Source organism: Afipia sp. DC4300-2b1 (assembly GCF_049895725.1).
In the GTDB taxonomy this organism is placed as follows: Bacteria; Pseudomonadota; Alphaproteobacteria; order Rhizobiales; family Xanthobacteraceae; genus Afipia; species Afipia broomeae.
On sequence record NZ_JAFCSX010000004.1, the window covers coordinates 366602 to 391417 of the forward strand.

Sequence of the window (24816 nt, forward strand, 5' to 3'; positions counted from 1 at the left end):
GCTTGCGCCCGCGAGGAAAAATTGCGACTTGAGAAGGACCGGAACACCTTTCACGGGATGGCGTCATGTCGTACGAAGCGAAACAGCCCGATCTCCGGGACGCAAAGTTTCGCGGCGGCGATCCGGCCGCTTCCGACGACGACGCGCTGCTGCGCGCGGACATCCGGCGGCTGGGGCGCATTCTTGGCGACACCGTCCGAGACCAGGAAGGGGCGGACGTTTTCGATCTGGTCGAGCGCATCCGGCAGACCTCGATCCGTTTCCACCGCGACGACGACAAGCCGGCCCGCCGCGAGCTTGAGGCCATTCTCGACGGCATGTCGATCGCCGACACCGTCCGTATCGTTCGCGCGTTCAGCTATTTCTCGCATCTGGCCAATATCGCCGAAGACCAGAACAACATCCGTCAGCGCCGCGCACAGGACATGGCGGGCACCGCCGCGCGCCCGGGCACCCTGACGCGGGCGCTCATGCGCGCGCAGGACGCGGGCATCGATGCCGATGCATTGCGGGGATTCTTTGCCAAGGCGCAGGTCAGCCCAGTTCTCACCGCGCATCCGACCGAAGTCCGCCGCAAGAGCACGATCGATCGCGAGATGGAGATCGCGTCCGTCCTCAATATCCGCGACCGGACCCAGATGACCGCGGACGAGATCGCGGCTAGCGACGAGCAGTTGCGCCGCGCCGTGGTGACGCTGTGGCAGACCAATCTTTTGAGGCGCACCAAGCTGACGGTGCTGGACGAGGTTTCCAACGGTCTTTCGTTCTATGACTACACGTTCCTGCGTGAGGTGCCTCGGCTGCACTGTTCGCTGGAGGATCGTCTGGCCGAAGAGGGCGGCACTGCCGTCGATGCGCACGATGTCCCGGAGCTTGCGACATTCCTGAAAGTGGGAAGCTGGATCGGCGGCGACCGGGACGGCAATCCGTTCGTAACGGCGGAGGTTATGCGCGGTGCGCTCAATCTGCACGCCACGCGCATCCTTCGCTTCTATCTTGCGGAACTGCATGAACTCGGCGCGGAACTGTCGCTCGCAGCCCACCTTGCGGACGTGTCGCCCGAACTGCGTGCCCTTGCGGGGCAATCCCCGGACCCGTCGCCCCATCGCAGCGGCGAGCCTTACCGGCTCGCGGTCTCCGGCATCTACGCACGGCTGGCGGCAACGGCGCTGAAACTGAAGATCGAAACCAGCCGGCCGCCGGTTGGTGCCGCGATGGCCTATGCCGGTCCGGATGAACTTGCGCGCGATCTCGACGTGCTGCATGCGTCGCTGGTTGCCAACAACTCGCTGGTGATCGCGCGCGGACGTCTGCGGCATCTGCGCCGGGCGGTGGACTGTTTCGGCTTTCACCTTGCCACGCTCGACATGCGGCAAAATTCTGCCGTGCACGAGCGGACCATCGCCGAATTGTTTGAGGCCGCGGCACCGGGCACCAGCTACCGAGAGATGCCGGAAGACGCGCGCATCGCGTTGCTGGCGCGCGAGTTGAACACCGCGCGTCCGCTGGCTTCGCCGTTCGTCGCTTACGGTGAGGAAACGATCAAGGAACTCGCCGTGCTGCGCGCGGCGGCGGAAGCTCATGCGACATTCGGCAGCGGGGTCATTCCCCAATGCATCATCTCGATGACGGAGGGCGTGTCGGACCTGCTAGAGGTCGCGGTTCTCCTGAAGGAAGCGGGATTGGTCGCGCCGGACGGCACCAGCCGTCTCAACATCGTGCCGCTGTTCGAGACCATCGACGATCTGCGGCAGTGCGCGCAGATCATGGACAGCCTGTTCTCGCTGCCGGAATATCGCCGTCTCGTTGACAGTCGCGGCGGTCTTCAGGAGGTCATGCTCGGCTATTCCGACAGCAACAAGGATGGCGGCTTCGTCACATCGGGCTGGGAGCTTTACAAAGCCGAGATCAGCCTTGTCGAGGTGTTCGAACGTCATGGCGTGCGCCTGCGGCTGTTTCACGGGCGCGGCGGCTCCGTCGGCCGCGGCGGCGGTCCAAGCTACGACGCGATCCTGGCGCAGCCGGGCGGAGCGGTGAACGGGCAGATCCGCATCACCGAGCAGGGCGAAATCATTTCGAGCAAGTACTCGAACGCCGATGTCGGGCGCCACAACCTCGAAATTCTCGCCGCTGCGACGCTGGAGGCGAGTCTGTTGCAACCGAAGCATTCCGCTCCGCGTGACGAATACATCGCCGCGATGGAGGAACTATCCAATCTCGCTTATGCGGCCTATCGCAATCTCGTCTATGAAACCGAAGGCTTTGAGGATTACTTCTGGGCCTCCACCGTTATCAGCGAGATTTCGACGCTCAATATCGGCAGCCGTCCGGCCTCGCGCACCAAAACGCGCAGGATCGAAGACCTGCGCGCGATTCCCTGGGTCTTCAGTTGGGCGCAATGCCGCCTAATGCTGCCGGGCTGGTATGGCTTCGGCAGCGCGGTGGATGCATGGGTCAAGCAGCATCCGGACAAGGGCATCGCGTTTCTTCAGGAACTCTATCGCGAGTGGCCGTTTTTCCAGACGCTGCTATCGAACATGGACATGGTGCTCTCCAAGAGTAGCATCGCCATCGCGTCGCGCTATGCTGACCTGGTGCCGGACGAGAAGCTGCGCACCATGATCTTCGGTCGTATCCGCGCCGAGTGGCATGGTTCGATCGAGACGCTGCTGACCATCATGGGCCACGACCGGCTGTTGCAGGGAAATCCGTTGCTAGAGCGTTCGATCCGCAATCGTTTCCCGTATCTCGATCCGCTGAACCATGTGCAGGTCGAACTGTTACAGGCGCACCGGTCGCAAAGCACCGACGAACAGGTGCTTCGCGGCATCCAGCTCACCATCAACGGAATTTCCGCGGGGCTGCGCAACAGCGGCTAAAATCAATAACAACGGGAGGTATCGATGACCGAGACTGACACCATTCTTGTCGAGCACGAGGGACCCGTTACCATCGTTTCCATCAATCGGCCGGACCGCAAGAATGCTGTCGATGGCGCCACGGCGCGCCGACTGTTTGATGCCTTTCGCGCTTTCGATGCCGATCCGAATTCGTCAGTCGCGGTGTTCACGGGCACTGGCGGCGCGTTCTGCGCCGGCGCGGACCTTAAAGCTGTGGCGATCGGTGATCGCGAGAAGAAGCGGGAGCTTGGCGGCCACGACACCATCGCGCCGATGGGGCCGAGCCGTCTGCGTCTCAGCAAGCCGGTGATCGCGGCGGTCGAGGGGCACGCCGTCGCTGGCGGCATGGAACTGGCGCTATGGGCCGACATGCGCGTGGTCGGTGAGGGCGCGACCTTCGGCATCTTCTGCCGCCGCTTCGGTGTGCCGCTGATCGATCTCGGCACCATCCGGCTGCCGCGTCTGATCGGCCATTCACGCGCGATGGATTTGATCCTCACCGGACGGCCGGTCGATGCCAAGGAAGCGTTCGACATCGGGATTGCCAATCGGCTTGTGCCGAAAGGCGAGGCGCGGATGCATGCGGTCGCTTTGGCGCAGGAATTGGCGCGGTTTCCCCAGGCCTGCCTGCGCAACGACAAGCGTTCGGCGCTGCGTCAATGGGATCTCGAAGAAGAGGATGCGATCAACGACGAGATGCAGGGTGGTCTCGGTGTGATCGGTTCCGGCGAAACGCTGGAAGGCGCCAAACGGTTCGCCAGCGGACAGGGGCGGCACGGGTCCTTCAGGTAAGGCCGGCCGCCCGTTCTCCTAGATCGCGTCCCACGAGAAGATGTCGGCGGAGCGGTCGAGCTTGTAGAACGACGATTTCAGCGCGGGCATGCCGTGTTCGGCAATGGTCTGCGGGGTCCAGCCGCCATCGCGGTGGATCGAGCGCAGCGGGCGCGATTGACCCATCAGGAAGATTTCGTTCATGCGGACCGCGAAAATCTGCCCGGTGACGTCCTTGGCGGCATCGCTGAGCAGGAACACCGACAACGGCGCGATCTTCTCCGGGCCCATCTGCTGCATGCGCGCGACACGGGCCTTTTCTTCCTCGGTTTCGGTCGGAATGGTGCCGATCAGACGGCTCCATGCGAACGGCGACACGCAGTTCGAGCGCACGTTAAAGCGCTCCATGTCGAGCGCGATCGACTTCGAGAGGCCGACGATGCCGAGCTTGGCGGCGGAATAGTTCGCCTGGCCGAAATTGCCGATCAGGCCCGATGTCGACGTGAAGTGCACGAACGCGCCGCTCTCCTGTTCGCGGAAAATGCGGGCAGCCGCGTGCGAGGTGTAGAATGAGCCGAGCAGGTGGACCTTGATGACGGATTCGAACGCCTCGACGCTCATGCGATGGAAGATTGCGTCGCGCAGGATGCCAGCGTTGTTCACCACGCCATCCAGCTTGCCGTAAGTGTCGATGGCCTGCTTGATGATCTTGCTGGCGGGGATCGCTTCGGCAACGGACTCGAAGTTGGCGACGGCGGTACCGCCGCGTTTCTTGATTTCCTCAACGACTTCCTCTGCGGGTGCCGCGTTGGTGCCCGATCCGTCGGCGGCGACGCCGGGATCGTTGACCACGACCTTGGCGCCCTCGGCGGCGGCGAGCAGCGCGATCTCACGGCCGATGCCACGGCCTGCGCCGGTGACGACGATGACCTTGCCGTCCAGCGATTTCTTGTTCGACATGATGTTGGCTCCTGTTTTCGCTGTCAGCGTTCGTTGGTGAAAATGATGGTGCCGCTGGCGGCGAACATGCCGCCGACGCCATGGCAGACCGAAATCTTCGCGCCCGGGACCTGTGCCGGTGCAATGCCGCGCATCTGCCGCACGCTTTCCTGCAAGGCGTACATTCCATACATGCCCGAATGCATGTAGCTGAGGCCGCCGCCATTGGTGTTCATCGGCAGCTTGCCGCCGATGGCGGTGTTGCGGTCGGCGATGAACTTGCCGGTTTCCTCATGCGGCATGAAGCCGAGATCGCCGAGGCCGAACAGCGGCAGATGCGCAAAGGCATCGTAGATCATCAGGTGATCGACGTCCTTGTGGGCGATGCCGGCCTCGCGGAACGCCGTCGGGCCCGCCACCTTGAACGCGCGAGACGAGTTGAACGTTTCCATCTGGCTGACCATCGGCGTCTCAACGCTCTCGCCGGTGCCGAGGATGTAGACCGGCTTTCGCGGGAAATCCTTGGCGCGGTCGGCACTGGTCAGGATCAGCGCGCCGCCGCCATCGGTGACGAGGCAGCACTGAAGAATGCGGAACGGGTAAGCGATCATCCGCGAGTTGAGTACATCCTCGACCGTGATCGGGTCCTTCATCATCGCGCGCGGGTTCTTCGCGGCCCATTCACGCTGAACCACCGACACCATCGCGATCTGCTCGTGGGTGATGCCGTAGGTCTTCATGTAGCGCAGCACGGGAATCGGGAACATGCTGGGCGGACCGTAGACGCCGAAGGGGGCTTCGAACTGGCCCTGCAGGCTGTCGGGAGGAATCGAGCGCGGCAGTTTGCCTATCATCGACTTGCCGCTTTCTGCGTGGGTGATGAGGACCGTCTTGCACAGGCCGGCCTCGATCGCCGCCGCGGCGTGGCGGACATGCAGCATGAACGAACAGCCACCGACCGACGTGCCGTCAACCCAGGTCGGCGTGATGCCGAGGTAGTGTGCGAGCTGTTGCGGCGTTTCGACCGCAGTGGCGATACCGTCGATGTCCGACAGCTTCAGTCCCGCATCCGCCAGCGCGTTGAGCGCGGCGTCCGCATGCAACTGGATTTGCGACATGTCGGGGATGACGCCAAGTTTGGTGGTTTCGGCCGCGCCGACGACGGCAACCTGATTTCTGCGCATGGTCTTAACCCTTCGCCGGGCGGAACTGGGGAAGGGTGATCTTGTCGCTGACTTTCTCGAATGCGACTTCGAGTTTCATGTCGAGCACGAGCGCTTCGGGCGTCTGCGGGCAATCGAGAATATTGCTCATCATCCGCGGACCTTCATCGAGTTCAACCACGGCGATGGCGTAAGGCGGCGTAAATCCCGGCGCGGCGGGGCGATGATTGATCACGTAGCTGTAGAGCTTGCCTTTGCCGCTGGCCTTGAAGACGCTTACCTTGCGCGACGCACAGGACGGGCAGAACGGGCGGGGCGGGAAATAGACGTTGGAGCAATCGTCGCAGCGCTGCAGACGAAGTTCCCCTGACTGTGTGCCGTCCCAGAAATGCTGGGTTTCGGGCGTTGGCACCGGCAAGGCGCGCGAAGGTGCAGCCATCTGCAGTCTCTCCCTGATCGTTTGCTTTTGTTAATTGGTCGATTAACTTTATGCAGGTATTCCCCGCCGAGGCAAGTGGCCTTCCTGCGCCGGAAAATAAGGGCGGGCATGCAGGGTTGCTGAGCGGCGCTCAGCTATTGCCGAGAAGTCTCAAGGCAGCGGCTTCAAATGTTTCCAGCGGCTTCATTGTTTTCAGCATGTCGCGATGTTCGTGACCGGCCTTCGCGGTCTGCTGTCGGATATGATCGTCAGTAAGGATCGCTTCCAGCGGCTTCGAGATGTCGACCTGCGGCACGAAACTGTCGATGACTTTTCCGAGGCCTGCCTTCTCGAGTTGAAGTCCGTTCAGAAGCTGTTCGATATGGGTCGCAACGACCAGCTGAGGAACGCCGGCGGCGATGGCATGCGCCGCCAGTCCGCCCCCACCGAAGTGAATCGCAAGCCGCGCCGATGCCAGTGTTTCGCTGAGCGGCAGGTGCTGCGTGAAGACACGTGCTCCGCGACGCAACAGATTTTCGGACCGCTCGCTCGCGAGGTCTGGAGCGGAAATGACCAGACGTTCAGCAACGGGGAGCAATGCCGAAACAAGATCGAAGGGTAGCGCGGATAACACGGCTCGCGACAGGTAGACGAAGATGTCATCTGCATTCTTCTTGGGTTCAAGCGGCGGACTGTCGATGATCGGGCCCGCGAGAGGTTCCGATCTTTGCAGATCGTAGGGGTCGAGCACCGGAAACGTCAGAACAATCTGCGCGTCGCCGGCGAATATCTGCGGCAGCCGCTCGAGCGGTGGCCGGGCCAGGGATTGCAGCACGCGGTTGACCGTCTCCAGCGTTTCTTCCTCGCGCCAGCGCGGCGGATGAACGCGATGGAGCGGCGGAAATCTGGTCATGCCACCAGGGGGCGCTGTGTATCCATTCCCGACAATGATCAGCGGAATCCGGCCGCGCGCCATCAAGCTCACAGCGGGTGCATAGTCCGCGACGACAAGATCGGGAGAGACGGCTTTCAGGATGTTGTCCCACGATTGCAGCAGCGATCGCAGGCCATGCTCATCACTCAAACCGGCCGAGGCCAGTTGATCGTGCATCGTGGCAGTTGAGCGGAATGATTGTGCCGTCGGCCACGGCGGAGCCTGAAGAACCTCTGCATTTGCATCCAGCAGATATGCTGCTTCCGGATTTTTGAGCGCAAAGACCGCGCGCACATCGGGCCGCTTCAGCAGCGCAGCGAAGCGTCCCAGATTAGCGATATGGCCAAACCCGCCGCCGTGCTCCCAGGCAAACAGAACGGTCTTCATAGCGGCGCTTTGCTTTCCACTTTGCGTTGACAACGCAGGCCGGAATACTGGCTATAATGACTGAGCATCAAAAGGCAATCGAACATCGCATGCAGCCGTCCTCTCCTATGAAGCCCCGCCAGGAAGTGCGAACTTTTTGGACGGGACCAAATCCCAGCTACTACGAAGAGTTGTCGCTGCGGAGCGCGGTCGCGTCGGGTGCGCGTGTATTGTTGTACACCTACAATAAAAATCTGATCGTACCTGAAGGCGTTGAACTTGTTGACGCGCGCGAGGTTCTGTCCGGCCCGCTCTATCAATTCCATCACAAGGACGGGGATCTTTCGCTCGCTTTGCATTCCGATCTGTTCAGGTATCTCGCCATCCAGAAATTTGGCGGCTGGTATATGGATCTCGACATCGTGGTGATGAAAGCAGCATTGCCCGACGACAAGATTTATCTTGCATATCAGGAGGACGGCATCGTCAACGCCGCTGTCATGAAGTTTCCCGCAGGGTCACCGATCATGACGGCTGCGATCGATGAGGCGATGAGGTTGCTGCCGGCGGCAGGTACGGCCGCACCGGGAGCCGATCACGGCATCGTCGGACCGAAGCTCATCACGCGCCTCTCGACCGAGTATGCGATCGATCATCTGGTTCGCCCGAAAGTCAGCGCGTACGAGATTCATCCCAACGAAGTCCTGATGTTCTTCGATCCCGCTCAATGCGAGGCGGCTCTGGCACGATTGGCTTCAAGCGACTTCGTGCATCTCTGGAATGATCTGTGGCGTGCGCTGCGCATCCCCAAAAATCTGGGGCCGCCCGAAGACAGTTTCCTGGATTTGCTGTTCAAACGCTTTGGAATCGATGTTCCGCAGGGCGCACGGCTATCATATGAGGCCGTTGAAGGATGGTTTCGCGAGTTCTGGGTGATGAAGGAGCTCAAGCAAAAGCTTTCTACCCAAAGCGTGCCCTATGATGCGCTGGATGAACTGGCCCGATCCATCCAGATCAACGGCTGGCAACCGGGCCAGCGCCCCTTCGGTCATACTCGGATTTCGCAGCAGGCGGATCATCCGTGTGCCGCCGATCCGCAAACGGTCAGAACTTTCTGGCATGGCGACGCGATCAGTCCCTATCAGTTGATGTGTTTGAAGAGCTTTGCGGCGAGTGGACATCGCGTTGAGGTGTTTTCCTACAATCGCGACCTGAACGCCCCAAGCTGGATATCCGTGGAGGATGCGGCGGAAATTCTCCCGCGCGAGTTCGTCCTGAGGCCGTTAGGCGAGGAGGGCGCCTTCGCCATTCACGCGAATCTCCTCCGGTATGCGCTGCTTCGGAAGATGGGCGGATGGTGGATTGATCCTGATGTTCTTCTTCTCAAGGCAGATCTTCCAGCGGGCGATGTTTTCTTCGCCGGGCTCGATGTTTTCGGGCGCGTGCCGACAGGTGTTCTGAAATTTCCTGTGGGACATGGATTGCTCACCGAAGCGCTCGCGGAAACTGAACGCCTTTCGGATTCATGGGACGGCTGGGAAGAATCAGGTTCGGCGTTGCTCACGTTGCTCATCGAGCGGCATAAGCTGAACGGTAAAATTTTAGGCAGGATGCCTCTCGGTCCCGTCTCGTGGTTCGACGTGCCGGATTTGTTCAATCCGGACAGGGCCGAGAAATTGAGTCGATTGTGCAACGATTTTCAGTTCCTGCATCTTCACGATGACGCATGGCGGCGTGCCGGGATACCGCACGATCTTGCTCCGCCCGAAGCCTCTTTCCTCGATAGCCAAATCCGGAAATACGGCCTAGGCGCTGATTTCCCGGCGAAAATTTCTTTCCGCGAATTGAACCGATGGACGGCGCACATGTACCAATGCGTACGTCAGAGGCAGGATTAACCTGGTTCCATACGGCCTGTTTTTCTTCCGGCTGTATCAATTCGGCCACTGGATACGGGCCGTACAGCGTTGATCAAAGACTGCTTTTATGGTTTTTCCGTAGTCATTGACGGCGGGAATTTTTGAAATGTGGTTTCGAGTATTTCCTTTTTTGACAGCTTCGCGGATGCACCCCGTGCCGGCCCGCAGCATCTGGGCTGTTTGCGCACTAGTCTTTTTCGCCCATGCAGGACTTGCACGCGCGCAGGATGCGTCTGAGCAGCAGAACCTGTTTCAGCAGATGGTCCGCAATCCGGGCAACCACGAAATTACGTTTGCCTATGTGAAGGTTGCGACCACGCGCGGGGATTACGAAGCCGCGATCGGCGCGCTCGAGCGGCTGCTGTTCTACAATACCAGATTGACGCGCGTGAAATACGAACTTGGCGCGCTTTATTTCCGGCTCGGCTCCTATGAGATGGCAAAGCGGTATTTCAAGGAAGCTCTCGCGAGCCCGGACATCGATGCGATCACCAAGGAGCGCATCGAAACTTATCTGCCCGACACCGAGAAGCAGCTTCAACCGAGCCGGTTTTCCGGATTTGCGCAGACCGGCATCCGCTCGCAGAGCAATGCGAGCTTCGCGCCTGGCGGCGGTGTCCTGCGCCTCGGCGGTCAGGATCTGGCGTTGCTGCCGACCGCGCAGCGGAAGGCCGACATCAACTGGTTCGGGCTGGTCGGCCTGAGCCACGACTATGATTTGCAAAACCAGCGCGGCGACATTCTCGAAACGCGCGCCATTGGATATCTCACCGAGCAATCGCGCCTGAAGGATCTGAACGTCGGCTTCGTCGATGTCAGCTTTGGTCCGCGGCTCGCGCTCGCGCCGGAACTTCTGCCGGGCGTGACCATCAAGCCTTATGTTGTCGGCGGAAACACCTGGGTTGGCGGGGCCTCGTACTTTTCGACCGCCGGCGCCGGCGTCGGCCTGAAAATTCCGGTGAACGACAAATTCACGTTGGCCCCCGATTTCGAATGGCGCCGTGCGGATTTCAGGACCATTGATCCTGTCGCGGGCTTCAACTCCGGCGACTGGTATACGACCAGCCTTTCGGCGAGCTGGAACATCGCGCAACAGATCAAGCTCGACGCGCGCGGACTCTACCGGCGCGGCGACTCTCTATTGGTGTATCAGTCATTCGATCAGTGGGCGATTGAAGCGGCCTTGACGCTGGAGTTCGCGCCGCCGTTCGTCTGGATGTCGCGCAACTGGAGCATTGCGCCGTTCGCACGATGGATCGACACACGCTTCGATGCGGCAAATCCATTCATCGATCCGCTGGTCGCGCGCGCCGATCATCAGTGGTCGGTCGGTGCGCTGTTCAACGCGCCAGTGACGAAGAATTTCGGCATCTCGGCCGCGGTTCAGTACGACAAGACCAATTCCTCGCTGCCGAACTATCGCCTGGATAATTTCTCCGTGATGTTCGGTCCGACCGCTCGTTTCTGAGGGTAGCAGCAGATGTTATTTTCCAAAGAGACATATCTAACGTCGTTTCTGACGGTGCTGCTCTCCACGACGGCGCTTATTCCGGCTGCTAACGCACAAAACTCGGGACGGGTCGGTGCCGTCAATCTCGATGCAACCGGGACGCCGCCGGGCGCCGGAACGCGCACGCTCACCATCGGCACCAACATCATCTACAAGGAGCGGGTTCAGACGTCGGCACAGGGATCGACGCAGATCATGTTTCCCGACACCTCGACCCTGAATGTCGGCCGCAACAGCAATATCGTGATCGACGAGTACGTCTACGATCCGGCTGCCGGGACCGGCAAGATGGTGGCGACAGTCTCCAAGGGCGTGATGCGCTTCGTCGGCGGGCAGATCAGTCATACCGCAGGCGTTACGGTGAACACCCCGGTTGCGACGCTGGGCATCCGCGGCGGCGTGGCGACGGTGGTTTATCCGATCCCGCCGGGGTTCGCCGGCTCCGATCCGAAGCTCGCACAGGCGAAGGGCGAGATCGTCATCGGCCACGTCGGCTCGGTGGTCATCAAGAACAATGTCGGCTCAGTGATCGTTCGCCCCGGATACATGACGTGGGTGTCAGGTCCGAATGATCCGATTCCTGAGCCGTTCCCGATTCCAGATTTCCTGCTGCAGAAGATCATGGCCGCGCTGACCAGCGGGCCCGGCCAGACCGGCGGCGTGTCCGATCTGCCGACCGACCAGATGGCCGCGCGGCTCGGCTTCGGCAAGACCATCGTCACTGACCCTGCGAAGCCGCCCGGCACGGATCCGCTCGGATATTTCTCGATCTTCGACGGCGGCAACGCCATCGCGAAAAACAAGTCGCAGTCGAACCAGACCAATCAGGTCAACCCGCCCCCGAATACAAATCCGGGCGGCTGTTACGGATATTGCTACTAGACCGCAGGACGAACGCCGGCCGGTTTACTTCTGCCCGTTCGGCATGAACAGCGCCTGAGCCTTGCTCGCCTGTTCGGCGATGAAATCCGCGGTGACCCGCACGCGCGCGATATTGCGCAGGTCGCTGTGCAGCAACAGCCAGAATGTCCTGATCAGACGAAAATTGGGCAGCACCCGCACAAGCTCCGGCTCGGTTTGCGCGATGAAGCACGGCAGCACGCACAGGCCTGCGCCGGCGAGGGTGGAGTTGAGCTGTGCGATAAGGTTCGAGCTCTTGATCGCCGGGCGCAAATCCGGCGATACGAAATGCGCGTATTCCAGTTCGGGCGAGAAGATCAGATCGTCGATGTATGAAATGAATCGATGAGTCGGCACGTCTGCGGCCGTCTCCACGGCAGGATGGTTAGCCAGATAGTCGTGCGACGCGTAGAGACCGAGTTCGTAATCCGTCAGCTTGCGCCCATGCAGCCGTCCTTCGGTCGGTTGCGTCAGGCTCACTGCGATGTCGGCTTCGCGGCGGGAGAGATTAAATTCGCGCGGCATCGCCACGAGTTCGATGGTGAGATCCGGGTGGCGATCGCTGAGTTCGCCGAGCCGTGGCGCAAGGAATTTGGTTCCGAAACCATCGGGCGTGCCGATGCGTACCGCGCCGGTGGCTTGCGCTTTCGAGTCGCCGATCGATTGCGCGGCCGAGGTCGCAAGCTGATCCATTTGCTCGGCCATTTCGAGCAGCCGCTCACCGGCCTCGGTCAGCGACGAGCCGCTGGTGCGGCGGTCGAACAATTGCGAGCCCAGCGATGTTTCCAGTGCGGCGATACGCCGGCTGAGTGTCGAATAATCGATCTTCAGCCGTTTCGCTGCCGCCGTCATGCTGCCGGTGCGCGTGATGGCCAGAAATGATCGCACAAGATTCCAGTCAAACTGGTCGGTCATTGCAGCTACTCTCGGTCGCCGCCGGCGAGACTAAAGCGTTGTGCCGGCCAGTCTTGGGTAATCCATAAGGAGCCTGCGGCCAAGGTTCATCTGGCAGTGGGACGGGCAGGGTGCCGCGCCATATTGACAGGGTTACCTTGGCTCGCCTCTACTCGCGCCCGAACAGCATCCGCGCCGCAGACGGCTGCATAAGAAAAGGGAGAGACGCGATGAAGAGTTTCAAGGTCACTGAATTCAACGCACCGTTGACGGAAGTGGACATCGCGACCCCGAAGCCTGAAGGCACACAGGTTCTGCTGAAGGTCAAAGCCGCGGGCGTCTGTCACAGCGATCTGCATATCTGGGAGGGCGGCTACGATCTGGGGCATGGCCGCAAGCCGCTGTCCCTGAAGGATCGCGGAGTATCGCTGCCGTTGACCATGGGACATGAAACGGTTGGCGAAGTCGTTGCGTTCGGGCCCGACGCGAAGGGCGTGTCCATCGGCGACGTGCGGCTGGTATATCCCTGGCTCGGCTGCGGCGAATGCGCGACCTGCAAGGCAGGCGATGAAAACATGTGCATCGTCAAGCCGAATTCGATCGGTGTGTATTGCGACGGCGGCTATGCGGATCACATCACGGTACGGCATCCGCGTTATCTGCTCGATCTGAAGGGGCTCGATCCGGTAACGGCTGCGCCGTATGCCTGCTCAGGCGTGACGACGTACAGTGCGATCAGGAAGCTTGAATCGATTCTGGACCAGCCCATCGTGATCTTCGGTGCGGGCGGGCTGGGTCTGATGGCGCTGTCGATCCTGAAAGCCATGGGCGGCAAGGGCGCTATCGTTGTCGATATCGATGAGAGCAAGCGGAAGCCTGCCGAGGACGCCGGTGCGCTCGGATTCGTCAATGGCGCTGCACCGGATGCCTTGCAGCAGATTGCAGCGAAGGCAGGCAGGCCCGTTCTTGGCGCAATCGATCTGGTCGGCAACGCCGCGACGGCTCAGCTTGGTTTCGATTGTCTCAGCAAGGGCGGCAAGCTTGTCATGGTCGGGCTGTTCGGCGGCGGCGCGCCGTGGGCCCTGCCGCTGATTCCGATCAAGGCAATCACGATTCAGGGCAGTTACGTCGGCAACCTGCGTGAGACGCAGGAGCTGATCGATCTGGTGCGAGAGAAGAAGATCGCACCGATTCCGGTTACCAGAATGCCGCTGACGAACGCCGATGCCGCGCTCAACGACCTGAAGAAGGGCAAGCTTGTCGGCCGCGCTGTGCTCGTTCCCTGACGCAAACTACTTGGCCCGTTCCGCCAGCGGCAGAACGACAAGCGAGATGTCCGAGTTTTGCGGATCGGGCCCTATCTGAAACCCGAGCCGCCGGCACATATCGAGCATTCTGGTGTTCCGGCTCAGGACCTGGCCGCGGATCGCACGCACGCCTTCCGCGTTCCCGTATTCAATAATCATTTTCATGAATAGCAGGCCAAGCCCCACGCCCTTGAGGTCAGACCGGACCAGCACGGCGAACTCGGCGCTGGAAAAGTCGGCCTCGGTGTGAAGCCGCACTACGCCGAGCATCTTGCCGGTGGTTTCTTCGATAGCGATGAAGGCCATTGCGCGAGCGTAGTCGAGCTGCGTCAGGCGCGCGATAAACGGGTGAGAGAGTTCCTTCATCGCGGAGAAGAACCGCAGCCGGATGTCTTCCTGGCTAACATGCGAAAAGAATTCTGGATAAAGATGCTCATCCTCGGGCCGGACCGGACGCACGAAGATGTGCCGGCCATCCTTCAGCGTGGTGTGCCGTTCCCATTCTTTCGGATATGGCCGGATCGCGAAGCGGTAGTGACCTGAGCCGCGGAGCGCTTCGCTCAGCGGCGCGATCGAGACCTGTGCGTCCGCAGCGATGACGCCATCCTTGTCGGCCAGCAGCGGATTGATGTCGAGTTCGCGGATTTCCGGCAGGTCTGCTGCCATTTGCGCGATCTTGACGAGGATCAGCGCGACCGCGCCTTCGTCCGCTGCAGGAACGTCGCGGTAGCTCTTGAGGATCCGCGAGACACGGGTGCGGGCAATCAGGCTCTTTGCCAGATTGAGGTCCAGCGGCGGAAGCGCCAGCGCCTTGTCGTTGATGACCTCAACTGCCGTACCGCCGCGTCCGAACACGACCACCGGTCCGAAGGTCGGGTCGTCGGCGAGACCCGCGATCAGCTCTCGCGCGCGCGGACGCAAGATCATTGGATGGATCGTCACGCCGTCGATGCGGGCTTTCGGCCGCATCTTGCGGGCCCGTTGCAGGATATCGTCGGTTGCGTCGTGAACCGCGCGCTCGCTGGTCAGGTTCAGGCGCACGCCGCCGACATCGGACTTGTTTAAGATGTCCGGCGAGCTGATCTTGACGACAACTGTATTGCCTTCTGCCAGGATAGGTGTCGCGGCACGCGCCGCCTGATCCGGATCCTGCGCGAGCACTGCGGATGCGATGGGGATCGAATAGGCTGCGAACAGGTCATTGATTTCGATCGGATTGAGCCAACTGCGCCGGTCTCGCAACGCGTTCTGAATGATCTCACGCCCCGCCGCCACATCCGGCACGAAGTCCTCCGGCAGGCTGGGCGGCGTCTGCATCGCGACGTCGAGAGCTTCGCGATAGCGCACGATGTGCATGAAGCCGCGCACGGCATCGGCTTCGCTGGGAAAATGCGGAATTCCCGCTTCCCCGAACACTGCGGAGGCGGCCCCGTTGTCACCGACCCAGGCGGCGAAGACCGGTTTGCGGGAATAGGTCTCGGCGCGGAACTTCTTCACGGCGGCGACCACGCCCTTCGCGCACTCGACCGGTGAGGCCAGCGTGTTGGGCGAGTTCATGATCAGGACCGCATTGTTCGCCGTATCCCCAAGCACAAGCTCGCAGGCCTTCGCATAGCGTTCGCCATCCGCATCACCCAGAATGTCGACAGGATTTGCGCCGGACCATCGCTCAGGCAGAACCTTGTCGAGGCTTTTCTTGACGTCTTCGGACAAGCCCGCAAGCTCACCGCCGAGGTCGATCAGCCGATCGACCGCGAGCACGCCAAGGCCCCCACCATTGGTGACGATCGCAAGGCGGTGGCCATGGGACGATTGCAAATGTCCCAGTGTTTCAGCGGCGGAGAAAAGCTCGTCGAGGTCAAGCACGCGCAGCAGGCCGGCGCGTCGAAACGCGGCATCGTAGACGGCATCCGACCCGGCAAGCGCACCGGTATGGGTTGCAGCCGCGCGCGCGCCTTGCGAATGACGCCCCGACTTGATGGCGACCACGGGTTTGACGCGCGCGGCGGCGCGCGCCGCCGACATGAATTTTCGCACGTCGCTGATCGACTCCACGTAGAGCAGGATGGCGCGCGTGTCGGAGTCGAGTGCGAAATAGTCGAGCAGATCGCCAAAATCGACGTCGAGATTTTCACTCGTCGAAACGATGGCGGAGAAACCGACATTACGGTTCGCGGCCCATTCGACCAGTGCGGTCGAAATCGCGCCGGACTGCGAAATCAGAGCGAGATCGCCGTTTTGTGGCAAACGCGATCCAAAGCTGGCGTTCAGCTTCACGCGAGGCACCAGAACGCCGAGCGATGGTCCGATCAGGCGCAAGCCGGTTTTTCGAGCCGCCTGTGCGATCGCCTCCGTGTAAGATCCTGTGCCGACGCCGAGGCCGGCGGAGAGCACCATCGCGGCCGGGTGTCCGCGGGCGCCTGCGGTTTTCACGATATCCGGAATGGCGGAGGGCGGCGTCGAGATGATCGTGAGATCGGGTATCTCTGGAATGTCCTTGATGTCGCGGAACGTCTTGATGCCTTCGATTTCGGAATGCTTGCGGTTGACGATGTAGATCGGTCCGCTGAAACCGCCAGCGAGCAGGTTGCGCAACGTTGCGCCGCCAACGGACGCGGGCTTCGAGCTTCCGCCGACGATTGCGATCGAACGTGGCGAAAACAGGTGGTCGAGGCGGTACGTGCTCATGGAAGGTCTCGGGCCATCGTCGTCACAGGCTATCGCAATTGGGCGGCAAATGCGCCGGTGCCGGTCCAAGGGCATGAGGTCGCATGCCGCGATTCCTCAGGCGGCCGCCGCGTCCACCTTGTTACAGAACATGGTGCAGAGCAATAAAATTCACCACGCAGCCGTTTTCACCGAAACCCGATTGGCATGAGGCCCGACATGCTTCTAGACTATGCGGACTGCCTCAGTGCGAAGCAGTAAGAGCGTTGTGTGATGAAGCTGTTTGCCCGGGCAGGTCGCAATGACAGTTAACGAGAGCCACCTCGCTACAAAGGGCCGATTACGGCCGCCAAATCTCGGTCTGTTTCTTGCCGAGGGGCGAGGGGTGTTCGAACTGAACGCCACGTTGTTGATGGCGCCCGCGCTTTTGACGGCTCCCCGCGGCGACGGGCATCCCGTGCTGGTCCTGCCAGGCCTGCTGGCAAGCGATGTCTCGACACTCATCCTGCGGCGCTATCTCGATCTGCTCGGGTTCTCGACCCATCCCTGGGGATTCGGCCGGAACACCGGGGGCGTCTACAGCATGCGCGACAAGCTCGGCAAGCTGCTCGCCAGCGTTCACAACGCAACCGGCCGCAAGGTCAGCCTGGTCGGCTGGAGCCTTGGCGGCGTTTACGCGCGTGATCTCGCGCTCCGAATGCCAGAGATGGTTCGTTATGTCGTGACGCTGGGCAGTCCCTTCGCTGGTGACATCTCCGCGACCAATGCCAAGCGCGTCTACGAGATGGTGTCGGGCGAAACCATTGAAGACGCCGACATCAAGGATATTCAGGCGTTGTCCGGCGATTTGCCGGTGCCGACGTCATCGCTCTATACCCGCACCGACGGGATCGTGAACTGGCGGACTTGCCTTGTGCGTGAAGCCGATACAGCGGAAAACATCGAGATCACTCTCGCGAGCCATATCGGCATCGGCGTGAATGCTGCTGCGCTGTGGGCGGTTGCTGATCGTCTCGCGCAGAAAGAAGGGGAATTTCATCCGTTCGATCGCTCGGGGCCGTTCGCGCTGGCCTATGCACGACCGGAGAAAGAGAATACTGCCGGATGAGATCGCCGGAAAGGCGACGGCGGCCGTCGGAGCACGGTGCAGGAGAACGGAAAACGAATTTCCGGGGCGTCGTGATCTCGCCTGAAACGGGAGGGTACTATGAGTCACGCCAGGAAGCTGTCCTCGATGGACGCGTCGTTCCTTTATCTCGAGACGCCCGAGATGCCGATGCATGTCGGAAGCATGGCGATCTTCAAGCTGAAGGACGGTTATCACGGCGATTTCTTCGAAGACTTCAAGAAGATGATCGCGGACCGGATTCATGTTGCCCCGATCCTCAAAGCGCGGCTGGAGAAAGCTCCGCTAGACATCGACAATCCGAGCTGGGTCGAGGACGACCAGTTCGACATCGACCGTCATATCTTCCGGGCGAGTTTGCCGGCACCGCATAACCGGGCGATGCTGGAACGAACGGTGGGCTGGATACATGCCAAGCTGCTCAACAGGGCGCGTCCGCTCTGGGAGTTTTACGTGTTCGAGGGCATGGAGAACAACGAGATCGGGCTTTATTCCAAGATGCACCATGCCTGCATCGATGGCGGCGCCGGCGCTGCGCTCACCAACATGATCTATGACATCACACCGGTGCCGCGTGAATTTCCGAAGGTCGTTCCGAACAAGCCCGCCAACGAGCCGCGGGACATCGCGGCCAACATGCTGGATTCCTATACCCAGCTCTGGCGTCAGCCGCTCGATGCGTCAAAGGCCAAAAGCTTCGACCTGCCACGCAGCGGCAAAAGCGATCTCGGGTCCGTTCTGTTCGACAACGCGATGTTCCAGATCGAGAGCGGCATCAGGATGCTTGGCGGAGTGCCGGAAACCGTCAAGAGCATCCGCGACATGATCGCGAAGGTTTCCGACCCGAAATCGCGGGACAGTCTGGCGAGCATGGTCTCGCCATCGACAATGCTGAACAAGACGATTTCGTCGGAACGCAGCTTCGCCGGCGTCTCGGTCTCGCTGCCTGAAGCCAAGGCGATCGCAAAGCAGGCCGGCGGCAAACTCAATGACGTTGTGATGGCGCTGTCGAGCGGCGTGCTGCGAAGGTATCTGCTCGAGCATGGCGGATTGCCGAGCCGGTCACTGACGGCAGCGGTGCCGATCTCGCTGCGCGAGGAGGGCAACACTGAAGCCAACAATCAGGTGTTCGGGATGATCTGCTCGCTGGCGACCAATATCGAGGACCCGAAGGAGCGCCTTCAGGCGATCATCGCCCAGTCGGCCAAATCGAAGGAAATGTCGCATCCGTTGCGGGCGCTGATGCCCTCGATGTCCAACATTTCGATGTTGGGCGCGCCGATCCTGATTCAGGTGCTGGCCTTGCTCTACAGCCGCTCGAATCTGTCCGATGTGCTTCCGCCGAGTGCAAACGTCACGATCTCGAATGTGCCGGGTCCGCGGCAGACGCTTTATGCGGTGGGCGCGGAATTGCTTCATATTTTCCCGGTCTCGATCGCGACCCATGGCCTCGCATTGAACATTACCGTGCAAAGCTATCGCGACCAGCTCGATTTCGGCTTCATCGCCGGAGCCAACATCATTCCGCATGTGGAAGTGCTGGCAAACATGCTGCCCAAGGAGTTCGAGCTGCTCGCCGCAGCAGTAGCGCCCGGCAATCACGCAAGCGCGGCAAGCTGAGACGTGGCACCTGCAATGATGGAAATGCCGCCGCTTCAGTATGCCGAGGTCAATGGCATACGCATGGGCTTCTATGAAGCCGGTCCCAAGTCAGACAAGCCGCCGCTGGTGCTGTGCCATGGATGGCCGGAGATCGCATTTTCCTGGCGGCATCAGATCAAGGCGCTGAGCGAGGCGGGTGTCCGGGTTATTGCGCCAGACCAGCGCGGATACGGCGCGACGGACCGTCCGGACCAGGTCGAAGCCTACGATATTGAACACCTCACCGGCGATCTGGTCGGCCTGCTAGATCATCTCAACATCGACAAGGCGATCTTTGTCGGCCACGACTGGGGCGGGTTTATCGTCTGGCAGATGCCGCTGCGGCATCCATCCCGTGTCGCAGGCGTCATCGGCGTCAACACGCCGCACACCCCGCGAACGGCAAGCGATCCGATCGGACTTCTGCGCCAGCGGTACGGCGACCATCTTTATATCGCGCAGTTTCAGGACCCTGAACGCCGCGCCGACAAGATATTCGACAGCCGTGTCGAGCAGACCTTCGACTTCTTCATGCGCAAGCCGATGCCGCAAAAGAAAGCGCCGGAAGCCGGCGAAGGGCCGCCAGCGGCGGGTCTCGGTGCGTCACCGAAGCTGAACATGGCGTTTCCGCAGATGGTCGCGGGTTACGATGGCAAGCTCGATCCTCGCGAGAAAATCCTGACGCCCGAGGAAATGCAGGTGTTCGTGGATGCTTTCAAAGGCTCGGGCTTCACTGGCGGGATCAACTGGTATCGCAACATGACCCGAAACTGGGAGCGTTCGGCGCATATCGACCACACCGTGCGCGTGCCCTCGCTGATGATCATGGCGGAGAACGATGCGGTTCTTCCGCCCTCGTCATGCGACGGGATGGAGAATATTGTTCCTGATCTCGAAAAACACCTGATCAGAGACAGCGGCCACTGGACCCAGCAGGAGCAGCCCGGCGAGGTCAGCACCAAAATCCTCGAATGGCGGAGGCGGCGTTTCGGGTAACGCCGCCGGGAGCCAGCCAAAGCCCTTGCAGTATAAGTTCTTTGCAAAACATGCGCCGGAACAGTAGCTTCGGAGAAAAGCTCCGGGCCAGCCGGGCATCAATAAGTCACGTGGGCAGGAGATATCCGAGCGATGGCGTCTCAGAACAAGCTGAATCCCATTCCGCATCCGCCGAAGAAGCCGGTCGTCGGCAACATGCTGTCGCTGGACTCGACAGCGCCTGTGCAGGATCTGGTACGCAAGACCAAGGAGCTTGGTCCGATCTTCTGGCTCGACATGATGGGCCAGCCGCTGGTGATCGTTTCGGGCTTCGAACTTGTCAACGAGTTGAGCGACGAGAAGCGGTTCGACAAGGCGGTACGCGGAGCGCTGCGCCGGGTGCGCGCGATCGGCGGCGATGGCCTGTTCACGGCTGACACGACCGAGCCGAACTGGAACAAGGCGCACAACATCCTGCTCTCGCCGTTCGGCGGTCGGGCGATGCAGTCCTACCACCCGATGATGGTGGATATCGCCGAACAGCTCGTCAAGAAATGGGAACGGCTCAACGCCGACGACGAGATCGACGTCGTGCACGACATGACCGCGCTGACGCTCGATACCATTGGGCTGTGCGGTTTCGACTATCGTTTCAATTCATTTTACCGGGAGGATTATCACCCGTTTGTCGGCGCGCTGGTGCGTTCGCTGGAAACGATCATGATGACGCGCGGCCTTCCGCTGGAAGGGCTGTTCATGCGCGCCCGCCGGACCGACATGGCGGCAGACGTTGCGTTCATGAACAACATGGTCGACGAAATCGTCGCCGAACGCCGCAAGAACGCCGAGGCCGCTGCGAGCACGAAAGACATGCTCAATGCGATGCTGACCGGCGTCGACAAGGTGACCGGCGAACAACTCGACGACGTCAACATCCGTTACCAGATCAATACCTTCCTGATTGCGGGCCACGAAACCACGAGCGGCCTTTTATCCTGCGCGATCTATGCCATGCTCAAGCACCCCGAGGTGCTCAAGAAAGCATACGAGGAAGTCGATCGCGTTCTCGGTGCTGACATTGATGCCAAGCCGACGTTCCAGCAGGTCACTCAGCTTCAATACATTTCGCAGATTCTGAAAGAGTCGCTGCGTATGTGGCCGCCGGCGCCGGCGTACGGCGTCACACCGCTCAAGGATGAAACCATTGGCGGCAAGTACAAGCTGCGGAAAGGCACCTTCATTACGATCCTGGTGATGGCGCTGCACCGCGATCCTTCGGTGTGGGGACCTAACCCGGACGTATTCGATCCGGAAAATTTTAGCCGTGAGGCTGAGACCAAGCGTCCGCCGAATGCCTGGAAGCCGTTCGGCAACGGCCAGCGTGCATGTATCGGCCGCGGGTTTGCGATGCATGAGGCCGCGTTGGCGCTCGGCATGATCCTCCAGCGCTTCAAGCTGCTGGACCACACGCGCTATCAGATGCATCTGAAAGAAACGCTGACGATCAAGCCCGACGGCTTCAAGATTAAGGTGCGGGCGCGTTCGGACAAGGACCGCACCATCGTCGCCAACCGTCCCGGGGCTGCGGTCGCAGATGCATCCGGGACTGCCGCACCGGCGCGCGTTCGTCCCGGTCACAACACGCCGCTGCTCATTCTCTACGGCTCCAATCTCGGCACCGCCGAGGAACTGGCCCATCGCGTTGCGGATTTGGCCGAAGTCAACGGGTTTGCCACCAAGCTTGCGCCGCTCGACGATTATGTCGGCAACCTGAAGGATCAAGGCGACGTCATCATTTTCTGCGCGTCCTACAATGGCGCGCCGCCGGACAATGCGACAAAGTTCGTCAACTGGCTCAGCAGCGATCTTCCGAAGGATGCCTTCGAGGGCGTTCGTTATACCGTGTTCGGTTGCGGCAACAGCGACTGGCTGGCGACTTACCAGTCTATCCCGCGCCTGATTGACGAGCAGCTTTCCGCCCATGGCGCGAAGGCTGGATTGCCGCGCGGAGAGGGCGATGCCCGCGACGATCTCGATGGACAATTCGAGAAATGGTTCAAATCGGTGCGCGAGCTTGCCGGGAAGGAAGCCGGTATCGAGACGGGGTTCACGCGTGAAGCCAACGATGAGCCGCTCTACAAGATCGAACCGGTGGCGCATAGTGCGGTCAACACGATCGCAGTCTCCGGCGGCGCCGTGCCGGTCAAGCTTCTCATCAACGACGAATTGCAGAACCAATCCGGCGCCAATCCGTCTACGCGCTCGACGCGGCATATCGAAGTGGAATTGCCTGAAGGCATCAGCTACCGCGTCGGCGATCACCTCAGCGTCATTCCGCGGAACGACCCGGTTCTGGTGGACGCCGTGGCGCGGCGCTTCGGCTTCCTGCCTGCCGATCAGGTGCGGCTGCATGTCGCCGCCGGACGCCGGGCGCAGTTGCCGGTCGACAATGCCGTGTCGGTCGGGCGGCTGCTGACCGAGTTCGTGGAATTGCAGCAGATCGCGACCCGCAAGCAGATCCAGATCATGGCGGAGAATACGCGCTGCCCGAGGACCAAACCGAAGCTGGAAGCTTTTATCGGTGACGATCCTGTCTCGACCGAACTCTACCGTTCGGAAATCCTGGGCAAGCGCAGGTCGGTCTACAGCCTGCTGGAGGAATATCCGGCGTGCGAGCTGCCGTTCCACACCTATCTGGAAATGCTCTCGCTGCTGTCGCCGCGCTACTACTCCATCTCGTCGTCGCCGGCGGCGCTCGGTAGCAACAAGTGCAGCGTGACCGTCGGTGTGGTCGATGCGCCCGCGACCTCCGGACGCGGCATCTACAAGGGCGTCTGCTCGAATTATCTCGCCAGCCGGCGTCCGGGCGATGTGGTTCACGCCATCGTTCGCGAAACCAAGGCCGGCTTCCGGCTACCCGAGAATCCCCTGACGCCGATCATCATGATCGGCCCGGGCACCGGTCTCGCGCCGTTCCGCGGCTTCCTGCAGGAACGCGCGGCGATGAAGGAGAAGGGGCAGACGCTCGGCCCCTCGATGCTGTTCTTCGGATGCCGCCATCCCGAGCAGGATTTCCTCTATCCGGATGAACTCAAGGGTTATGCCGAGAAGGGGATCACCGATCTTCACGTCGCCTTCTCGCGCGCGGACACGCCGAAGAGCTATGTGCAGGACTTGATCGCCGCCCAGAAGGACAAGGTCTGGAAACTGATCGAGGCCGGCGCGATCATTTACGTGTGCGGTGACGGCAGCAAGATGGAGCCGGACGTCAAGCGCGTGCTCACGACAATCTACCGCGAGCGGACCGGAGCCGACGAGGCCGCCGCCCTGCAATGGATCGACACCATGGGGACGCAGAACCGCTATGTACTCGACGTCTGGGCGGGGAGCTGAGATTTCCGCCGGCCGGATCTCTGCCGGCCGCCTCCGCACGCTTTCTTGTTAGTTCCTGTTGATTCCGCGCGCGTGTTCGGCGATCGCATTGATGATTGTCGGCCACATCGGAATCGGCAGTGCATGGCCCATGCCGTCGATCAGCAGCAGCTTCGCGCCGGGAATGGACGCGGCCGTGTCTTTTCCGGCTTCCACCCGCACCAGCGGATCGATGGTGCCGTGAATGACCAGCGTCGGCGCCCTGACCGACCGCAGCCGATGCTTGCGATTGCCAGAGGCGAGAATGGCGCGCAGTTGCCGTCCGACGCCCGCCGGATTGAGGCCGCGCGCATATGTTGCCTCGGCGCGGTGAAGGTCTTTTGCTTCGTCCTGCGGGAATGAACCGCCGCGCAGAACTTTCCACGTCTTGCCGAAACGCTCGATATATTCCTCTTTGGAAGTCGGCGGAGGTGCGAACAGAATGGCCGACGCCTCACGGGTCGGCTGAGGCAGCTTGGGATTGCCCGTCGATGACATGATCGATGTAAGCGACAGTACCCGGTCAGGATGCTGCATCGCAATTTCCTGCGCGATCATGCCGCCCATCGACGCGCCGACGATATGCGCCTTTCTGATTCCGAGTGTATCGAGCAGGCCTACGACGTCACGGGCCATGTCCCACAGCTTATAGGGCGCTTCAGGAGCGATCTTGAAAAGCCGGAGCTTGATCAGTTCCATCGGACGCAGCGGCTTTCCGCCCGAAAGCCTGGTCGATTTTCCGATATCGCGGTTGTCGAAGCGGATCACGCGAAAGCCGCGCCCGGCGAGCTGCTCGCAGAACTCGTCATCCCAGTGAATCATCTGCGCGCCAAGACCCATGATGAGGACCAGCGGTTCTGCATCCGGCGCACCGAAGATTTCGTAGCAAAGTTCGATTCCGTTGGTCTTCGCCATCTGCGGAGGCTGGTGTGCAATTGCGTCCACGTCGTCCCTCTCGAAATGAAATAAAGTTAA

The 24816-nt window shown here is 61.0% G+C and carries 17 protein-coding genes; 10 read left to right on the plus strand and 7 right to left on the minus strand.

The annotated features are described in order from the left end of the window. Window positions 1-65: 65 nt before the first annotated feature. Together ppc and ACP7AL_RS18250 are read left to right on the plus strand one after the other, a co-directional pair. Entirely contained in the window at window positions 66-2879 is a 2814-nt protein-coding gene (gene ppc / locus ACP7AL_RS18245) for a phosphoenolpyruvate carboxylase (protein WP_425993369.1), read from the plus strand. A gap of 24 nt (window positions 2880-2903) precedes the next feature. Next, window positions 2904-3692 (plus strand): crotonase/enoyl-CoA hydratase family protein, encoded by a 789-nt coding sequence (locus ACP7AL_RS18250; RefSeq protein WP_425993370.1) that lies wholly within the window; start codon window positions 2904-2906, stop codon window positions 3690-3692. A gap of 18 nt (window positions 3693-3710) precedes the next feature. On the opposite strand, the gene ACP7AL_RS18255 is transcribed toward ACP7AL_RS18250, so the two are convergent. The 4 genes from ACP7AL_RS18255 to ACP7AL_RS18270 form a co-directional block, all read right to left on the minus strand. Next, complete coding sequence (locus ACP7AL_RS18255; RefSeq protein ID WP_425993371.1) at window positions 3711-4631, minus strand: SDR family NAD(P)-dependent oxidoreductase; 921 nt, start codon at window positions 4629-4631, stop codon at window positions 3711-3713. A 23-nt stretch (window positions 4632-4654) separates the two neighbouring features. Further along, entirely contained in the window at window positions 4655-5794 is a 1140-nt protein-coding gene (locus tag ACP7AL_RS18260; RefSeq protein ID WP_425993372.1) for a thiolase C-terminal domain-containing protein, read from the minus strand. 4 nt (window positions 5795-5798) lie between these two features. After that, window positions 5799-6212: a Zn-ribbon domain-containing OB-fold protein gene (locus tag ACP7AL_RS18265; RefSeq protein WP_425993373.1), complete on the minus strand. Its 414-nt coding sequence runs from the start codon at window positions 6210-6212 to the stop codon at window positions 5799-5801. Window positions 6213-6342: 130 nt separating this feature from the next. Then, complete coding sequence (locus ACP7AL_RS18270; protein WP_425993374.1) at window positions 6343-7512, minus strand: glycosyltransferase; 1170 nt, start codon at window positions 7510-7512, stop codon at window positions 6343-6345. Window positions 7513-7601: 89 nt separating this feature from the next. Here ACP7AL_RS18270 and ACP7AL_RS18275 point away from each other — a divergent pair, with 89 nt between their 5' ends. The 3 genes from ACP7AL_RS18275 to ACP7AL_RS18285 all read left to right on the plus strand — a co-directional run bounded on the left by ACP7AL_RS18275 (window position 7602) and on the right by ACP7AL_RS18285 (window position 11802). After that, the gene (locus ACP7AL_RS18275; protein ID WP_425993375.1) at window positions 7602-9389 is read left to right on the plus strand and encodes a glycosyltransferase; all 1788 of its coding nucleotides are present in this window, start codon (window positions 7602-7604) and stop codon (window positions 9387-9389) included. A gap of 166 nt (window positions 9390-9555) precedes the next feature. Further along, the gene (locus tag ACP7AL_RS18280) at window positions 9556-10878 is read left to right on the plus strand and encodes a tetratricopeptide repeat protein (RefSeq protein ID WP_425993596.1); all 1323 of its coding nucleotides are present in this window, start codon (window positions 9556-9558) and stop codon (window positions 10876-10878) included. 12 nt (window positions 10879-10890) lie between these two features. Beyond that, window positions 10891-11802: a FecR family protein gene (locus tag ACP7AL_RS18285; RefSeq protein ID WP_425993376.1), complete on the plus strand. Its 912-nt coding sequence runs from the start codon at window positions 10891-10893 to the stop codon at window positions 11800-11802. A gap of 24 nt (window positions 11803-11826) precedes the next feature. Here ACP7AL_RS18285 and ACP7AL_RS18290 read toward each other — a convergent pair whose 3' ends face one another. Further along, a complete protein-coding gene (locus ACP7AL_RS18290; RefSeq protein ID WP_425993377.1) occupies window positions 11827-12735 on the minus strand; it encodes a LysR family transcriptional regulator in 909 nt (302 codons plus the stop codon). Window positions 12736-12944: 209 nt separating this feature from the next. Here ACP7AL_RS18290 and ACP7AL_RS18295 point away from each other — a divergent pair, with 209 nt between their 5' ends. Next, on the plus strand, window positions 12945-14000 hold the full coding sequence (locus ACP7AL_RS18295; RefSeq protein WP_425993378.1) for an alcohol dehydrogenase: 1056 nt from the start codon (window positions 12945-12947) through the stop codon (window positions 13998-14000). A gap of 6 nt (window positions 14001-14006) precedes the next feature. Here the strand turns inward: ACP7AL_RS18295 and ACP7AL_RS18300 are convergent, their stop codons facing one another. Beyond that, window positions 14007-16709, minus strand: coding sequence for a bifunctional acetate--CoA ligase family protein/GNAT family N-acetyltransferase (locus ACP7AL_RS18300; RefSeq protein ID WP_425993379.1), 2703 nt, complete (start codon window positions 16707-16709; stop codon window positions 14007-14009). Window positions 16710-16989: 280 nt separating this feature from the next. Between ACP7AL_RS18300 and ACP7AL_RS18305 the strand changes: the two genes are divergently transcribed. The 4 genes from ACP7AL_RS18305 (at window position 16990) to ACP7AL_RS18320 (ending at window position 23823) form a co-directional block, all read left to right on the plus strand. Further along, window positions 16990-17796 (plus strand): esterase/lipase family protein, encoded by an 807-nt coding sequence (locus ACP7AL_RS18305; protein WP_425993380.1) that lies wholly within the window; start codon window positions 16990-16992, stop codon window positions 17794-17796. A gap of 99 nt (window positions 17797-17895) precedes the next feature. Further along, window positions 17896-19434, plus strand: coding sequence for a WS/DGAT/MGAT family O-acyltransferase (locus ACP7AL_RS18310; protein WP_425993381.1), 1539 nt, complete (start codon window positions 17896-17898; stop codon window positions 19432-19434). A 15-nt stretch (window positions 19435-19449) separates the two neighbouring features. After that, window positions 19450-20451, plus strand: coding sequence for an alpha/beta fold hydrolase (locus tag ACP7AL_RS18315; protein WP_425993597.1), 1002 nt, complete (start codon window positions 19450-19452; stop codon window positions 20449-20451). A 132-nt stretch (window positions 20452-20583) separates the two neighbouring features. Continuing rightward, on the plus strand, window positions 20584-23823 hold the full coding sequence (locus tag ACP7AL_RS18320) for a bifunctional cytochrome P450/NADPH--P450 reductase (RefSeq protein ID WP_425993382.1): 3240 nt from the start codon (window positions 20584-20586) through the stop codon (window positions 23821-23823). 48 nt (window positions 23824-23871) lie between these two features. On the opposite strand, the gene ACP7AL_RS18325 is transcribed toward ACP7AL_RS18320, so the two are convergent. Continuing rightward, a complete protein-coding gene (locus ACP7AL_RS18325; RefSeq protein ID WP_425993383.1) occupies window positions 23872-24786 on the minus strand; it encodes an alpha/beta fold hydrolase in 915 nt (304 codons plus the stop codon). Between the last annotated feature and the right edge of the window lie 30 nt (window positions 24787-24816).

Excerpts from the sequence above, each read along its gene's own strand:
- ACP7AL_RS18320 (WP_425993382.1), top strand. The coding sequence starts at position 20,584 with ATGGCGTCTCAGAACAAGCTGAATCCCATTCCGCATCCGCCGAAGAAG.
- ACP7AL_RS18280 (WP_425993596.1), top strand. The coding sequence starts at position 9,556 with ATGCACCCCGTGCCGGCCCGCAGCATCTGGGCTGTTTGCGCACTAGTC.
- ACP7AL_RS18260 (WP_425993372.1), bottom strand. The coding sequence starts at position 5,794 with ATGCGCAGAAATCAGGTTGCCGTCGTCGGCGCGGCCGAAACCACCAAA.
- ACP7AL_RS18255 (WP_425993371.1), bottom strand. The coding sequence starts at position 4,631 with ATGTCGAACAAGAAATCGCTGGACGGCAAGGTCATCGTCGTCACCGGC.
- ACP7AL_RS18250 (WP_425993370.1), top strand. The coding sequence starts at position 2,904 with ATGACCGAGACTGACACCATTCTTGTCGAGCACGAGGGACCCGTTACC.
- ACP7AL_RS18265 (WP_425993373.1), bottom strand. The coding sequence starts at position 6,212 with ATGGCTGCACCTTCGCGCGCCTTGCCGGTGCCAACGCCCGAAACCCAG.
- ACP7AL_RS18305 (WP_425993380.1), top strand. The coding sequence starts at position 16,990 with ATGACAGTTAACGAGAGCCACCTCGCTACAAAGGGCCGATTACGGCCG.
- ACP7AL_RS18310 (WP_425993381.1), top strand. The coding sequence starts at position 17,896 with ATGAGTCACGCCAGGAAGCTGTCCTCGATGGACGCGTCGTTCCTTTAT.
- ACP7AL_RS18285 (WP_425993376.1), top strand. The coding sequence starts at position 10,891 with ATGTTATTTTCCAAAGAGACATATCTAACGTCGTTTCTGACGGTGCTG.
- ACP7AL_RS18295 (WP_425993378.1), top strand. The coding sequence starts at position 12,945 with ATGAAGAGTTTCAAGGTCACTGAATTCAACGCACCGTTGACGGAAGTG.
- ACP7AL_RS18275 (WP_425993375.1), top strand. The coding sequence starts at position 7,602 with ATGCAGCCGTCCTCTCCTATGAAGCCCCGCCAGGAAGTGCGAACTTTT.
- ACP7AL_RS18270 (WP_425993374.1), bottom strand. The coding sequence starts at position 7,512 with ATGAAGACCGTTCTGTTTGCCTGGGAGCACGGCGGCGGGTTTGGCCAT.
- ppc (WP_425993369.1), top strand. The coding sequence starts at position 66 with ATGTCGTACGAAGCGAAACAGCCCGATCTCCGGGACGCAAAGTTTCGC.
- ACP7AL_RS18290 (WP_425993377.1), bottom strand. The coding sequence starts at position 12,735 with ATGACCGACCAGTTTGACTGGAATCTTGTGCGATCATTTCTGGCCATC.
- ACP7AL_RS18315 (WP_425993597.1), top strand. The coding sequence starts at position 19,450 with ATGATGGAAATGCCGCCGCTTCAGTATGCCGAGGTCAATGGCATACGC.
- ACP7AL_RS18300 (WP_425993379.1), bottom strand. The coding sequence starts at position 16,709 with ATGAGCACGTACCGCCTCGACCACCTGTTTTCGCCACGTTCGATCGCA.